Genomic DNA, 13340 nt, shown 5'->3' on the forward strand with positions numbered 1-13340 from the left:
TTAAAGACAAGAATGGCGATAATGGCAAATACTATAAAGCGACTCACTGTCAGGTGACTTTAGCTTCCGCATATATAATATAACTGAAAGCTTTTCCAGACAACCTCAATATTTTGCTTATCCCTGAACTGCTCCAATGCAGTTTCAATATTTTGCTTTGCTCTGTAGCAGAATGGGCATATAAGATCACTGCAGATTTCTATTTTCATTTTTAAGCTGTTCATAATTTTAATGGTTATATAAAGATTAAAAGTTAAAACGTTGGTTTAGAGTTCCTTTTTCACTAACGCTACCAGTTCAGAGACCGGAAAAACACCCGATTGCCTCCATTTTAATTCCCCCTTATTAAAAATCATCAACGTGGGCACACTGCGAACCTGAAACTGTGTTGCAAGTTGTCTATTTTGGTCAATATCAATTTTAATGATAGTGGCTTCATCTCCCATATTTTGCTTGACCTCATCTACAATTGGTCCCTGCATTTGACACGGACCGCACCAAGTTGCAAAAAAGTCAATTAGTATAGGTTTATCCTGATTTATTATTTCCTGAAAAGTCATTTTCTGAAAATTTAAGATTTAAAATTTTGCTTTTAAAAAAAGCCGCCATTTGCAACGGCTTTCTTTACTTTATTTCAGCGATGCCTTTAGATTAATCTCTACATTCAGTGCATTCCCTATCGCACACATATCTTTAGCCTTGCCTGCAAAGTCCTGAAAACGATCATTATCAATATCAGGTATTTTCGCTTCAAGGGTAAGGTTTGAGTTCTTAACTACGTTGTTTTCGACTACAAGTGAAGCACTCGTTTCAAGGCTATCGGCAGCAATTCCACTTTCTGAAAGAATGTAGGCTAATGTCATACCATAACATGTTGCGTGAGCTGAGGCCAGCAACTCTTCTGGATTTGTAAAGCTGCCATCACTTTTTGCAAAAAAAGGTTTGTAACTTACGTTATTTAATCCGGAACTCGCTATATCCAACTTTCCGTTTCCCTGCTTGAAACTTCCGATCCAAACGGCTTTAATATTTATTGCCATAAAATCTATTGTTTAAAAAATTATTAACAGGACAAAGTTACCTATGTAAAGATTTCCTGACAATGGACATACGGCACAATGTATAGGACATTTTGCCACTTTCTATTCAGGAACTGCCATCCTTTTAAATTCTATAGGGGTTTTTCCTGTGTGGATTTTGAAAAAGCGGACAAAATAAGATTGATCTTCATATCCAAGCTGAGCTGCGATTTCCTTTACCGTCAGGTCTGTATTGACAAGTAGCCGTTTTGCCTGGAGAATGATCCTGTTCTTGATAATGATATTGGGCGATATTCCCTTTTCACGTACAATCTTTCTGTTCAGGGTCTTTGGACTGATAAAGAGCAGTTCTGCATAATCTGCAACACTGTGATTTTTTTGATAATTCGTTTCCACCAATTGGCTGAATTTCCGGCTCAGTTCATCCTCCGTTGTTCCCAAACCTTTTTGGTCAGAACTACGTTCAAGCCACGATCTGCTTGCTGTAATAATGAGTTCTTTGAGTTTCGTCCTTGCCATTTCCTCGGTCCAGTGATCTTCCGTATTCAGTTCCCTTTTTATCTCGTCAATAACCTTTCTGAATGAAATACTCTCGTCCAAGCTGAGTGCTATCGATGGTGTTTCGAAGACATTATTGAATAGGACACCGTCACAGGTCAGTTCCTTATCGTGAAAGGCAATACAGTAAAACTCCGGATTGAAATATACGAGTTCCCCCTTTGTATTATTGCCCAATTGGAATTGTTGACCGATATTGAAAAAAAACAAGGTATCCCGATCGGCTTTATATTCAACAAAGTCAGAAATAACGGTACTTCCAGTTTCGGCAAAGAGAATAATATAACAGTCTCCGGATACTGTACAGGGGAAAGACAGTCCATCTAATTGAATAGCAGCGTCAAAACTTATATAGCCAATTTTCTTCTGTGCGAAAGATTTTAAAATTTCCATAAATAAACTAATATAGTGGTTATTTTTTTTATAGTGGTGTAATTGGTCACTGTTATTATTGACTCTCCTTTTAACATCCTATGTGCATACCGTAAAATCAATAGTATGGAGTTTTCCATCCTGGTTGAGAAATCTGCCTAATAATAACTTTCCATATAGATTGTAAAAAAATAATAAGGTAATTATGATTATAAAAAAGATGTCGTTATTGTCTTTTTCATTTTCTTCAATAGTCATTTTTTTCGTTCAACACAGCGTGGCAGGTCAAAGCGTTTAGTCCACTTGTAATGGTTCATATATGCAAATCGTATATACTGTTAATACCGTCTGTATTCAGAATTTTTCGTGTCACTTTTTCAACTTCAATATTCTTTGGTATACCCTCCATAAGAACGTGTACCGATGATTCTGTCACTAAATAACCGCTCGCAATACCAATAGAGAAACGATAACACTTGCCAATAGGTCTGACCAAACCCAACCAAAAAACATGATAAGTAATGCTCCAATGATCGCGCCAACAGAGCCAAGCATATCACTTATTACGTGCAGGTATGTCCCCCTCATACTGAGGTTTTCTTTGATATCAGCACCACGCATCATTATACAGGTCACAAGCACATTTACCAACAAGCCCATAAATGCAATGAAGAGCATTCCCCCTGATTGAATTTCGGGCGGATTTTGGAAACGTTCTATTGTTTCATAAATAATATATACCGAAATCAGTATCAGAATGGGACAGTTAATAACCACAGCTAATATTTCAAATCGTTTGTAACCATACGTTTTACCATAGTCGGCAGCTATGTTGCTTAATTTAAAGGCTATTAGGGCAATGAAAAGCGAAATAGCATCACTCAACATATGTCCTGCATCTGCCAATAAGGCAAGACTATTTGTAATCAATCCCCCGATAACCTCTACTGCCATATAGGCTGAAATAATTAACAAACTAATGGTTAAAGACTTTTTATTTGCACTATGTGAATGGCTATGTTCGTGGCCATTTTCCATAATTTATTCTGTTAATTAGATATTCTTACTTTTCCATTTTAACCGCAAACTGTTACTTACCCCGTATCTGCTTAAAATAACTAGATAAAAGTCCAGTAACTTTCTTAAACTGGTTACTCAAATAGACTACACTTGAATAATTTAAACGGAAAGCTATTTCAGCTAAAGACAATTCATTATATACCAGTAATTTCTTAACTTTTTCTATTTTCTGAGCAATAAAATATTTTTTAATAGTGGTACCCTCTACCTCTGAAAACAGGTTGGATAAGTAATTGTAATCTTGATGCAATTGATCAATCAATACATCCGATAGATTAGTTCTTAGATTATTATCCTGATGATGTACCAAATCAATGATAATGTTCTTTATCTTTTCGATAATGCGACTTTTTTTATCGTTTATAAGTTCAAATCCTAAAATATCTAAAGCAGCCGTCAGTTTGATTTTTTCTTCAGAGATAGGGTCTTTTGCGAGTATTACTTCTCCCTATTTTATATTAATAACAGTTAAGCCAAGTTTATCTAATTCATTTAGCACTACCATAATGCAACGGTTGCATACCATATTTTTAACAAAAAGTGTTGCCATAATTATTTATGCTCACATTATTTAATTTACGAACCACTACATTTAAGATTTAAGGTGATTATTGCTGCTGTCCCAAGTATTGAAAAGAAGGGTCAACCATTCAATCTAGTACACAGTGGCTATAATCTGTTAGATTATATTTGATTAATCTTCGGCAAGTTGTTTTTGCAGTTATTTTCTTTCTTGCTATAACCAAATGTTGCATTAGTTATCTTTGAACCAAGTTCTCTAAACCGAAATCAGCCAATTTATCTACAATAGGCAAAGTCTTCAGCCCTAATTCTGTCAAGGTATATTCTACCTTGGGAGGAATTTCGGGATAAATCTTTTTATTGACTAATTTATTAGAAACAAGCATGTTCAATTCCTGAATCAACATTTTTTCGCTAATACCAGTTACAGCTCTTTTCAATTCACCATACCGCATCACACCGACGTTGATTTGAAACAATATCATTAGTGTCCATTTACCACCAAGTAAAGTTAAAGACGCTCTAACAGGACAACTATCATCGCACGGTGGATTTATTTTTAAGTTTTTTCTCATTGACAATCAGTAATTTTAACCATTTAGTAAGTACCAAACATATAAGTAAGTACTTGTACAAAAGTATACTATTTCTTAGTTTTGTACAAGTATTGTTTTAAAATTAAGTATTATGATACAGACAGAAATCAATAAACAGATAGCCATTACGGCTTACCAAAGAATTTTTAGGGATTTGGATATTACAGGAGTGGATGAATTAATAAGTAAAGATTTTACAGCATAATCCGACCCTTTCAGATGGATCTGAAGAGGTAAAAGCCGTTGTACAGATGTTTATTCCACAAGGTACCACAAAGCAGAAAGTTTTATTTAAATATGTTGTTGCAAAAGATGATATTGTCATTCTGCATTCCCGTACGGAAGTCGCTGGGAAAGAATGGAGATTTATAGATGTCTATCGTGAAGAAAATGCAAAATTAGCAGAACACTGGGATGCTATGATGCAGATGCTCGAAGCACCGGCAAATAACAATCCGATGTTCTAATAAAAAAATCGTACTAAATGAAGATTCAGCAAATAAGAAATGCCACACTTATTATAGAATACGCAGGAAAGAAAATTTTGATAGACCCGATGCTTTCAGATAAAGGAACGTTGCCTGCATTTATTCCTGCTAAAAATTGGACTTTCAAAAAAAATCCTCTTTGTGAATTACCTTTTTCGAAGGAAGAAATCATCAAAGATGTTGACTTTGTATTTGTTAGTCATTTGCACTATGACCATTGGGACAAAGAGGCGGAACGCTTTTTACCCAAAGGGATTAAAATATTTGTACAGGACCTTTCTGATAAATCCAAAATAGAAAAATCAGGCTTTACCAATGTGGAAATCCTTACTGAAAATTCTTCATTTGGAGATATAAAATTGAGCAAAACCAAAGCCCAACACGGCAAAGGCTATATTTTGAAAATCGCTGGTTTTGTGTGTGGCTTAGTACTAAAACATACTACGGAAAAAACCTTGTATATAGCTGCCGATACTGTTTGGTACGAAGGCGTCCAAGAAGCTATTGATCAACACCACCCCGAAATAATCGTATTAAACGGTGGTAACAATCAATTTGCTTTTGGCGGTCAAGTAATCATGAACAAAAAAGATGTTCATACAGTACATCAAGCCATTCCGTCAGCAACTATCATAGTAAGCCATATGGAGGGTGTAAACCACAATACGCTTACGCGAAAAGAATTAAAAGCATTTCTCGCGGAGAACGGAATAACAGATAAAGTAAATGTGCCTGAAGATGGACAGTCATATACATTTTAATAATTAAACATAAAAATAAAAAATGAGAATATTAGTATTTGGAGCTACAGGCTCACAGCAATTCAACGTAATATCAGAAGGTATTAAAAAAGGAGCGGAAGTAATCGCAGCTACAAGCTCTGAAAAGAGTTTTGAAAAATTAAGCAAGGCAGGTGCTATGCCTGTATTGGCAAATTTGAGCGATGCTCAAAAAATGGTGGAAATAACAAAAGGCATAGACGCCATAGCTTTTATGATTCCCGTTTCGTTACAGAATCCCTTTGACGGCTTACAGTATGCAAAAAATGTAATCGATGCAGCAAAAACAAATGGTGTGAAGAAAATTGTATGGAACACAAGCGGTTGGTTGGAAGCTGCAAAAGTTGGCTCTCCTGTTGACGACGTAAAATTGGATGTTAAAGATTATCTGTTGAATAGCGGACTGAACTATGTAATTATTGAACCAACAATTTATATGGAAAACCTAATGGGAGGTTTTTGTGCACCATTTATTAAAAATGAAAAGAAGCTGGCATATCCCACTCCGGAAGCAATGCCGATAGGTTGGATCGCTTCCAGAGATGTAAGTGCTTTTGTGGTTGAAGCCATTTATAACAAAGACTTGAATGCGGATAGTTTCAAGATCAGTGGATTGGAAAATTTAAAAGGTAATGAAACGGCTGAACATTTTTCTAAAGGCGTAGGAGAAAACATTGTTTATTATCCACAACCTCCAAAGGAGTTTAAAGAAATTTTGACACCATTTGTAGGTGAAGCCGGCGCAGCCAGTGTTGCTGCGTATTATGAAAGTCTTCAAAATGTAAATGAGTATCCAAAAAAATTTAATCCTAATATGAACGAAGTATTAGATAAACTTCCTGTAAAAATGACTTCATTAACAGAATGGTCAAAAGAGAATAAGAAATATTTTTTAAATTAATTCAATTAATTTATTCTTCTCAATTTATAATGTGAGCTAGTAAAATACTAATCCTACATTCTAACAGAAAATCGGATAACCTTTTGGGCTATCCGATTTTCTGTAGATGTGGTTGCATTAATAATAATTTAATGAAAAAAATATCATTCTTAATATTCGCACTATTTTTATTTCACTCAGTACAATCTCAAATACGAGCATTGGAAAAATATTAAATAACGAAAGATCGATAGTTATAGACACCATTCTCAAGATAAGTACAAAAGACAATCTTTCGGTAGATATACAATAAGGTTTAATTGAGGGTAATACGGCGGCAAGAAGTATATAAATAAATCTAGCTATTTCCAGTCAGCTATTTTCGCTATGGCATTTCTAGCTACGATGGATGGGTGCATTGTCAATAACTACTATAATTTTCTTTGTTATTTGTGTTGTAAATTGGTCTAAGAAGTCAATTACAGCAGCGGAATTTATTGCCCCCTCAACCATCCATGAACAAAGCTTGCAATCTGGTGTCATGAGTTGCATGATCTTATTTTTTATTGTCCAATACCAATTTAGGCATTATCGTAATGAGAAATATAACTGAATTGAGTTTGATTTAAACCAAAATGACGTTATTCTTATTTTAGGTTTTTGCTTATTCGTTTTCGGACAAGCATCACAAGAGCTAGTACCAGCCTGAGGCTTTCCAGCCTCTCTAAGATAATACATAAATCTACGCTTAATACATGAAGGAGGTTTATATTTGCATGATAACCAATTTTGTGTTACATTTATTTAGCCTACTAATAAGAGGAAAGTTGGATAAGTGATTAGGAGTTTTGCAGAATCTTTAATTGACAATAGAGGTAGTCAAAACCCAAAATTTGGTTTTATGATAAATTTCTTCTTCATAGAATACAGCGAAAATTAGGAAGAATAAAATATCTGAACAAATTTTCTATGTTCTGAGCGATGTAGTGTAAAATAAGGAAAATAACTGGTGTATTTCAGAAATATTATTTACAGACTAAACTATAGTCCTTATATTGCATTTAATTATAAATAGTTTCATAGAAGTAGCTGTGAAAATAATATAAATGAATAAACATTACTTCTTTTTTTACGTTTTTAGTTTGTATAATTGAATATCATCATGCATAAGCGTATTATTACTATTCTGCTTTTATTACCATTGGTAATACTCATAGGTCTTCCTTGCTCGATGAAGCAAGACTTTAAGCATCTATTGGGTATTCCTGTCAATGGCTCAATTCAAGTAGAGAAGAACAATACCTCCGTATGTGTATATACCTATGCTCAGAGTACAAAAGAGGCGAAGAAGAAACAACAGCTTGAGATAAAAAAGTTATTAAACAGGCCTTCTCCGAAAGTTCTTCTATCAACTGATATTACTTCTTTTCAGCCTATTGAAACAGGTTCCGCTACCTTTCCTTCAATTCCAATATTTCTTATATACCGGAAATTAATTATTTGATTTTGAATAAATTGTTTGTAGACGATAAGATGAAATTCATTTTATCGATCTTGCTGTGTATTCATTTTTTTATAATTAATTAGTCTGTTTATGAGAAAGAACAATCAAGAATTACAACATACATATCTTTTATCTGGTACGTTTACACTAGCCTTACGTTTGGTCGTGGGTTGGACTTATTTTTCAGCTTTTTGGAGAAGACTTATTTTAGAGAACAAATTCAATCCCGATGAAGCCGGATATATTGGTGAAAAGTTTAATCATTTTTTACCCAATGCTTTAGGTATAAAGCCCATGATCGAATATTTGGTGTCTAATCCTGATGTTTTATGGTGGGCTATGGTCATATTTACAGCAATAGAAGCCATTGTTGGCCTTTTAATTATGCTAGGCCTATTTACCCGATTAATGAGTGTAGGCGTCCTAGCCTTGGCTACCGGGATCTTATTAGGATCCGGATGGCTCGGAACAACCTGTCTGGATGAATGGCAGATTGGGATTTTAGGTATGGCTACTGGCTTTGCAATTTTCTTTACCGGAGGAGGCCGATATTCTCTCGATTATTATATTCAGAATAAAGCTCCATTTGATCGGTTCAAATATTCTTCATGGCTTATGTCAGGACCCTTGCCCATTGGTGATAAATTGGTGAACAAGATATTGATATCAGGAACTGTCATCATATTTTTTATGACATTATTTACCAATCAATACTTTCATAATGGTGTGTGGGGCGAATTGCATAATAAATCGGTTAAGCCTGTTGTTGAAATTTCCGACGCAAAACTAGAAGATGGAAAATTATCATTTACAGTTTTCAGAGTCGAAGGAGTGGACGTTTACGGATCCTTTCTGATTGGTATTAGGCTCAAAAATCAAGATGGAAATGTGATAATAGACAAAGACGGTGAAGCACTATCTCAATTTTCCTTAGCGGCTATCAATAATTATTATATAGCTAAAGTAGTGCCAGGTAAGCATAGCCTTATAATTCCATTAGGCAGTAGAGCTGGGTTAACTCTGGATGATGAAAGTTTACAAAACCTGCCTAAAGGAATCTATGAATTAATTCTTACGGATATCAGTGGTATCGAGTGGACATCGAGTATTAATCATTAAGCTGTAAAGTATTATGAAAGTAGTTATAATGTTGATTCTGCTTTTTAGTATTTCAGCATGTCAAACATCTAACATCGTTACAGAAACGGATCTGGCTAATACTCCAGCTAGAAAAGTGGGAAAACATTATGTTTTACAAGTTAGTGGCGGGTATGACGACCTATGTCAGGATGAAATTGAACGGGCTTCAAAACATTTACCTGGTGTTCGTTTTGCCTATTGGCTGCAAGGAGAACAAATGTTACTTGTGGATTTTGATGAATCGAGAACAAACATTGATTCAATCAGTATTGCTATAGCCAGACACGGATATGATACGGAAAGACATAGAGCTGATGACTTTGTTTATAAACGATTGGCGTTTCAGTGCAGATACAGATAATTTATAATGATATGAAATATATAAAAAACAACTTAGCCTACATCATAGGCGGTATTATTGGAGCCATAACCGGTTATTTATATTGGCACTATGTCGGATGTTCCACCGGAACATGCCCTATAACTGCATCTCCAATCAATAGCAGTATATACGGGACTATAATGGGATTTTTGGTTGGTGGATTTTTTAAGCGAAAGAATCAATCAGAAGAACAATAACAAATATAAACAAGAGGAATAATTTAAAATTTACGATATGAAAACAATTATAATGACAATAGTATTTACTGCATTATTTGCAACATCTTGCAGTGCGAAAACAACAAAAGAAGAATCTGTATCAGAGACTAGAAATGTTGAGAATAAAGTGAAAATAATTCACTTGACAAAAGCCGAGTTCTTGAAAAAGGTGGCAAATTATGAGACAAACCCCACCGAATGGAAATATCTCGGCGATAAACCTGCTTTAATCGATTTTTATGCAGATTGGTGTGGTCCCTGTAAAGTAGTTGCACCTATTTTAGAAGAGCTTGCAGATGAATACGGTGGAGAAATATATATTTATAAAATAGATACAGAACAGGAGCAAGAATTGGCATCGGTTTTTGGAATAAGAAGTATTCCCTCATTACTATTTATTCCGATGACAGGACAACCACAAATGGTAGCAGGAGCAATGCCCAAAGCTAACTTAAAGGATGTTATAGAAACAGTTCTATTAAAAAACAAGACTGTAGAAAATAATTTATAATAGGAATAGTAAAGTGATAGAGTTGTAAAATCGGACAACTCTATCATTTTATTCTCCGGATTAACTTAAATATTCAGAGGTAAGAGATGTCTACTAAATATATAAATAAAATAAAAGAGCATCACCTTAATCTTTATCAACCCGATAAGCCTCAATTTGAGGTTATTGATTTAGGTGCTTATCTAAAAGAACAGGGCGAAAATGCTACTCAGGCTCACATTCAAAGTTTCTATCAGGTTATTTGGTTTAGATCAGGGGATGGTAAGCATATTGTTGATTTTAAGGAATATCCTGTTTCGGAAAACTCTATATTTTTTATTTCTAAAAATCAGGTACACTACTTTGATAAATATTCTGATTATACAGGAGTGTTGATAAACTTTAATGAGTCATTTCTCGTACAACAAGATAGTGAAATTGAGTTTTTTCTCAGGTGTAGCTTATTTAATAATCCTTACCAGCAACCCTTGTGTTGTATTCAGTGCAATATGGATTCTATCCTAAATGAATATTTAAAACAGATAGAGAGAGAGCTTACTTGCGAAAATAATTTTGGAAAAGAAGAATTATTACGGGCATATCTCAAATCGTTTCTGATACAAATTCAGCGTAGAAGAAATGAGTTTGAAAAAAATGGGAAACAATCGTTTTTTCAAATAAATGAAAAACGGCATCAACTCATTCGATTCATTAATCTGATTGATGAAAATTATCAAAAAGGATTGACAATTACTGAATATGCTCACTTGTTACGCATCTCAACACGTACTTTGTCAGATTTGACCAATCAATTGTTAGGTAAAAGTCCATCACTAATGATACAGGAACGCATTATCTTGGAAGCGCAAAGGATGTTATTATATTCAGAACTCAATGTAAATCAAATAGGATATAGATTAGGTTTTGATGATCCATCTTATTTTGTGAAATATTTCAAAAAGCATACAAAGCGGCCTCCGTCGGAGTTTAGAAAGTCAATCGATTAAAGTTTTTAACGTACTTTTCCTGTAATATATATTAAGTAATTATTATTGATTTTTTGTTGAGTTATTTCAAGAAATCATCCAATTCTGGGCCTGTGATTTTTTCTGATTGGCTGTTGACTTAGAGTTTGTTTTTGTGGTTTATTCTTTTTCGGCAATCTGGGATCACTCCATGACTCTTTGTAATCAATATCTGCTTTATTTTCTTTCCAGAGATATGGATATGCAAAATCATGACCACCCCACCACTTGACTTTAGCTTTTGTTATATAGCCTGCTTCTATCAGCATTTTATCGCGAATCCGCATTTCGTATTTACCATATTTGACAAAAGTATCAGGATTTTTCTTGCAGGAAAAAGCTTTGTCCTTTTCATCATTGAGGAATACATAGGAAGAAAATATTCCATCATTATCCTTCTTTTTAAGACCTTCCAGATATATAAAGCCATCCTCTTCCAAGGTTTGCCACTGTTCTGGCGTTAATTTAACCCCACCGATAGAACGTACTTTCGGTATCGGCATCTCCTGCTGTAGCTCTCTTGAGGCTTGTTGTTGTAACAATTCGATGTTCTTTTGAAACGCTTTTTTTAGATTCCCATAGCTAAATTTTCGATCTACTTGCGAGCCTTTGAAAGCTATATTGTTATACCGAAACGATACCCCTTCGATCTGATTGGTACCCAGTTTGAGTTTATACTCAAGCTCAATTTCAAACTTTTTAAGTCCAAACCGAAGGTCAGCCGGATTTTTACAATTCGGCAGAACAGCTTTAATCGCATCATGGATATAATACTTTACCTTATCCGGATTGTCTAATTTCTCTCTTTTAACCCGATCTTTTCCCTTACCATAAGTCAGTTTATATTTGTCCTTTAGCTTCTTACAGGTCTTGATATTCCGCTTATAATCGTTATTGACAGATATCAGTTTTAAGTCATTGTTAATGCGGTTATACACAATATGTAAATGTTCATTGTCTGCATTATGATGACGAACAATGATATATTGTGTGTCTTTAATTCCCATTTCCTGCATATATTCTTTGGCTAACTGTACCATAAAATCATTGGTGATCCTTGCTTTATCCTCTGGTGCAAACGATATTGGGATATGCCCGACAGGTTGCTTTATTTCTTTTCTGCCGGAACGCTGCATGGCAAAACTACGGATCATATTTTTGGCATTATCTGCCCATACTCCTTCCGCTTCCAATAGTTCAGCCGTCTCATTCATCACATAAGACACACATCCCTTAAATGACTTTCCTTTTATATTCTTAGCGATCATCCAGTAGCTTTTTGATTCTAGTAGTTATACTTATTACCTCCATAGCCGTATTGGCAAGACCTGCTTTATTGGCTTGCCTTGCTATCTGGTTCAGGTTATTAGCCATCCCGGATAGTTTTCGCATTAGATACAAATCTTCCAGAGAGAAGCGGAATTTTACACTTCCTTTAAGTACCATCTCCCGTGCGTACTGTGTAGCTTTTATACCCAATTTCCCTGCTTTATCCTTCACCGAATTAAAATCCTTTTCGGTCAATTTGAGATTAATCGAATAATTCAACTTCTCCTTTTCTTTGGCCGGCCTCCCTTTACGCTTACTCTTATTTTCCATACCGTCTCTGTTTAATATTGAAAAACTCTCATATGCCATATATCAGAGCGTGATGTAACGGAAGCGACCACCGGAAGATAAAGTGGAGTCTCCGCTCGCAGCCCGGACCTTTTGCGACCATCGGGAGCGAAATCCGCAGGCTGCCAAGTGACCTCAGAACAGGCGACCAACGTGAGCGTGTTTTGAAGCGGATGATAAATCCTAAGGGTACCGGATTTATCTTCTGCGTGGTCACAGCCCCCTGCAAGGGCAAGGTATGCACGAAGGTTGTCCGAAAATGTGCGGAGCGATTTTCGGGTAACCCGTGCGATTACCTTGCTACTTTGACGACGAGAAAAAAATAAAGAGGTGGTAGTCTCTTTATTTTTTGAATTGGCGGCAACCATTAAACACCCTCCGGAACATAAAACCATACAGTCCGGACATTTAATTGTTACATCATTTTTAAAAATACGGCTTGGATAAGAGGCCGCTGATAGTGCTTTTTCACTTTTCATAAGTCTGTTATTTTAATGATACAGACCACGAATTAAATAATAATATTTCTTGAATTACAATGCTTTACCCGGATCGGATTTATCTGCGGGGACTCGCTGTAAATTACTGTTTCAGGCATAAAAATATCGGTGTAGACTGCTGCAGTTTGCCTGTCCTATAATTGAGATAA

The 13340-nt window shown here is 35.2% G+C and carries 20 protein-coding genes; 9 read left to right on the forward strand and 11 right to left on the reverse strand.

Going from position 1 to position 13340, the window contains the following annotated elements; translation table 11 throughout:
* Positions 1-59 precede the first annotated feature (59 nt).
* The 7 genes from PKC55_RS18195 to PKC55_RS09805 all read right to left on the reverse strand — a co-directional run bounded on the left by PKC55_RS18195 (position 60) and on the right by PKC55_RS09805 (position 4147).
* Entirely contained in the window at positions 60-224 is a 165-nt protein-coding gene (locus tag PKC55_RS18195) for a DsbA family protein (RefSeq protein ID WP_524536943.1), read from the reverse strand.
* A gap of 42 nt (positions 225-266) precedes the next feature.
* A complete protein-coding gene (gene trxA / locus PKC55_RS09780; protein ID WP_291124883.1) occupies positions 267-560 on the reverse strand; it encodes a thioredoxin in 294 nt (97 codons plus the stop codon).
* 69 nt (positions 561-629) lie between these two features.
* Entirely contained in the window at positions 630-1040 is a 411-nt protein-coding gene (locus tag PKC55_RS09785; RefSeq protein WP_291124880.1) for an OsmC family peroxiredoxin, read from the reverse strand.
* A gap of 102 nt (positions 1041-1142) precedes the next feature.
* Positions 1143-1991 carry a helix-turn-helix domain-containing protein gene (locus PKC55_RS09790; RefSeq protein WP_291124851.1) on the reverse strand — a complete coding sequence of 283 codons (849 nt, stop codon included), beginning with the start codon at positions 1989-1991 and terminating at the stop codon, positions 1143-1145.
* 414 nt (positions 1992-2405) lie between these two features.
* A complete protein-coding gene (locus tag PKC55_RS09795) occupies positions 2406-3008 on the reverse strand; it encodes a cation diffusion facilitator family transporter (protein ID WP_291124848.1) in 603 nt (200 codons plus the stop codon).
* Between the two features lie 52 nt (positions 3009-3060).
* Positions 3061-3360, reverse strand: coding sequence for a helix-turn-helix domain-containing protein (locus PKC55_RS18200; protein ID WP_524536944.1), 300 nt, complete (start codon positions 3358-3360; stop codon positions 3061-3063).
* A gap of 448 nt (positions 3361-3808) precedes the next feature.
* Positions 3809-4147, reverse strand: a complete 339-nt coding sequence (locus PKC55_RS09805) for a winged helix-turn-helix transcriptional regulator (RefSeq protein ID WP_291124845.1) — start codon at positions 4145-4147, stop codon at positions 3809-3811.
* 272 nt (positions 4148-4419) lie between these two features.
* Between PKC55_RS09805 and PKC55_RS09810 the strand changes: the two genes are divergently transcribed.
* From PKC55_RS09810 to PKC55_RS09820, 3 genes are read left to right on the forward strand one after another with little or no spacing between them, the layout of a single operon-like run.
* The gene (locus tag PKC55_RS09810; protein WP_291124843.1) at positions 4420-4635 is read left to right on the forward strand and encodes a hypothetical protein; all 216 of its coding nucleotides are present in this window, start codon (positions 4420-4422) and stop codon (positions 4633-4635) included.
* A 17-nt stretch (positions 4636-4652) separates the two neighbouring features.
* A complete protein-coding gene (locus PKC55_RS09815) occupies positions 4653-5417 on the forward strand; it encodes an MBL fold metallo-hydrolase (protein ID WP_291124841.1) in 765 nt (254 codons plus the stop codon).
* Positions 5418-5439: 22 nt separating this feature from the next.
* Entirely contained in the window at positions 5440-6336 is an 897-nt protein-coding gene (locus PKC55_RS09820) for an SDR family oxidoreductase (protein ID WP_291124839.1), read from the forward strand.
* A 375-nt stretch (positions 6337-6711) separates the two neighbouring features.
* On the opposite strand, the gene PKC55_RS18205 is transcribed toward PKC55_RS09820, so the two are convergent.
* Positions 6712-6867 carry a hypothetical protein gene (locus tag PKC55_RS18205; protein ID WP_524536945.1) on the reverse strand — a complete coding sequence of 52 codons (156 nt, stop codon included), beginning with the start codon at positions 6865-6867 and terminating at the stop codon, positions 6712-6714.
* Between the two features lie 610 nt (positions 6868-7477).
* On the opposite strand from PKC55_RS18205, the gene PKC55_RS09825 reads away from it, so the two are divergent.
* The 6 genes from PKC55_RS09825 to PKC55_RS09850 all read left to right on the forward strand — a co-directional run bounded on the left by PKC55_RS09825 (position 7478) and on the right by PKC55_RS09850 (position 11056).
* The gene (locus PKC55_RS09825; protein ID WP_291124837.1) at positions 7478-7819 is read left to right on the forward strand and encodes a hypothetical protein; all 342 of its coding nucleotides are present in this window, start codon (positions 7478-7480) and stop codon (positions 7817-7819) included.
* Positions 7820-7909: 90 nt separating this feature from the next.
* Positions 7910-8938 (forward strand): TQO small subunit DoxD, encoded by a 1029-nt coding sequence (locus PKC55_RS09830; protein ID WP_291124835.1) that lies wholly within the window; start codon positions 7910-7912, stop codon positions 8936-8938.
* Positions 8939-8951: 13 nt separating this feature from the next.
* A complete protein-coding gene (locus tag PKC55_RS09835) occupies positions 8952-9320 on the forward strand; it encodes a hypothetical protein (RefSeq protein ID WP_291124833.1) in 369 nt (122 codons plus the stop codon).
* An 11-nt stretch (positions 9321-9331) separates the two neighbouring features.
* Positions 9332-9538, forward strand: coding sequence for a DUF6132 family protein (locus tag PKC55_RS09840; RefSeq protein ID WP_291124831.1), 207 nt, complete (start codon positions 9332-9334; stop codon positions 9536-9538).
* Positions 9539-9575: 37 nt separating this feature from the next.
* On the forward strand, positions 9576-10070 hold the full coding sequence (gene trxA, locus PKC55_RS09845; protein WP_291124829.1) for a thioredoxin: 495 nt from the start codon (positions 9576-9578) through the stop codon (positions 10068-10070).
* Positions 10071-10156: 86 nt separating this feature from the next.
* Positions 10157-11056: an AraC family transcriptional regulator gene (locus tag PKC55_RS09850; protein WP_291124827.1), complete on the forward strand. Its 900-nt coding sequence runs from the start codon at positions 10157-10159 to the stop codon at positions 11054-11056.
* Positions 11057-11130: 74 nt separating this feature from the next.
* On the opposite strand, the gene PKC55_RS09855 is transcribed toward PKC55_RS09850, so the two are convergent.
* From PKC55_RS09855 to PKC55_RS09865, 3 genes are read right to left on the reverse strand one after another with little or no spacing between them, the layout of a single operon-like run.
* Positions 11131-12342, reverse strand: coding sequence for a relaxase/mobilization nuclease domain-containing protein (locus PKC55_RS09855; protein WP_324372877.1), 1212 nt, complete (start codon positions 12340-12342; stop codon positions 11131-11133).
* The gene (locus PKC55_RS09860) at positions 12332-12673 is read right to left on the reverse strand and encodes a MobC family plasmid mobilization relaxosome protein (RefSeq protein ID WP_291124823.1); all 342 of its coding nucleotides are present in this window, start codon (positions 12671-12673) and stop codon (positions 12332-12334) included. Before PKC55_RS09860 ends, PKC55_RS09855 begins: the two co-directional genes overlap by 11 nt.
* Before the next feature lie 11 nt (positions 12674-12684).
* The gene (locus PKC55_RS09865; RefSeq protein WP_291124821.1) at positions 12685-13170 is read right to left on the reverse strand and encodes a hypothetical protein; all 486 of its coding nucleotides are present in this window, start codon (positions 13168-13170) and stop codon (positions 12685-12687) included.
* Positions 13171-13340 lie beyond the last annotated feature (170 nt).

The sequence above is a fragment of the Dysgonomonas sp. genome (assembly GCF_035323175.1).
GTDB lineage: Bacteria > Bacteroidota > Bacteroidia > Bacteroidales > Dysgonomonadaceae > Dysgonomonas.

Bases quoted from the DNA above. Each gene is read 5' to 3' on its own strand.
- PKC55_RS09855 (WP_324372877.1), bottom strand. From the start codon at position 12,342: ATGATCGCTAAGAATATAAAAGGAAAGTCATTTAAGGGATGTGTGTCT.
- PKC55_RS09830 (WP_291124835.1), top strand. From the start codon at position 7,910: ATGAGAAAGAACAATCAAGAATTACAACATACATATCTTTTATCTGGT.
- PKC55_RS09795 (WP_291124848.1), bottom strand. From the start codon at position 3,008: ATGGAAAATGGCCACGAACATAGCCATTCACATAGTGCAAATAAAAAG.
- PKC55_RS18195 (WP_524536943.1), bottom strand. From the start codon at position 224: ATGAACAGCTTAAAAATGAAAATAGAAATCTGCAGTGATCTTATATGC.
- PKC55_RS09840 (WP_291124831.1), top strand. From the start codon at position 9,332: ATGAAATATATAAAAAACAACTTAGCCTACATCATAGGCGGTATTATT.
- trxA (WP_291124883.1), bottom strand. From the start codon at position 560: ATGACTTTTCAGGAAATAATAAATCAGGATAAACCTATACTAATTGAC.
- PKC55_RS09850 (WP_291124827.1), top strand. From the start codon at position 10,157: ATGTCTACTAAATATATAAATAAAATAAAAGAGCATCACCTTAATCTT.
- PKC55_RS09835 (WP_291124833.1), top strand. From the start codon at position 8,952: ATGAAAGTAGTTATAATGTTGATTCTGCTTTTTAGTATTTCAGCATGT.
- PKC55_RS09820 (WP_291124839.1), top strand. From the start codon at position 5,440: ATGAGAATATTAGTATTTGGAGCTACAGGCTCACAGCAATTCAACGTA.
- PKC55_RS09825 (WP_291124837.1), top strand. From the start codon at position 7,478: ATGCATAAGCGTATTATTACTATTCTGCTTTTATTACCATTGGTAATA.
- trxA (WP_291124829.1), top strand. From the start codon at position 9,576: ATGAAAACAATTATAATGACAATAGTATTTACTGCATTATTTGCAACA.
- PKC55_RS09790 (WP_291124851.1), bottom strand. From the start codon at position 1,991: ATGGAAATTTTAAAATCTTTCGCACAGAAGAAAATTGGCTATATAAGT.
- PKC55_RS09805 (WP_291124845.1), bottom strand. From the start codon at position 4,147: ATGAGAAAAAACTTAAAAATAAATCCACCGTGCGATGATAGTTGTCCT.
- PKC55_RS09865 (WP_291124821.1), bottom strand. From the start codon at position 13,170: ATGAAAAGTGAAAAAGCACTATCAGCGGCCTCTTATCCAAGCCGTATT.
- PKC55_RS09860 (WP_291124823.1), bottom strand. From the start codon at position 12,673: ATGGAAAATAAGAGTAAGCGTAAAGGGAGGCCGGCCAAAGAAAAGGAG.
- PKC55_RS09815 (WP_291124841.1), top strand. From the start codon at position 4,653: ATGAAGATTCAGCAAATAAGAAATGCCACACTTATTATAGAATACGCA.
- PKC55_RS09785 (WP_291124880.1), bottom strand. From the start codon at position 1,040: ATGGCAATAAATATTAAAGCCGTTTGGATCGGAAGTTTCAAGCAGGGA.
- PKC55_RS18205 (WP_524536945.1), bottom strand. From the start codon at position 6,867: ATGCAACTCATGACACCAGATTGCAAGCTTTGTTCATGGATGGTTGAG.
- PKC55_RS09810 (WP_291124843.1), top strand. From the start codon at position 4,420: ATGTTTATTCCACAAGGTACCACAAAGCAGAAAGTTTTATTTAAATAT.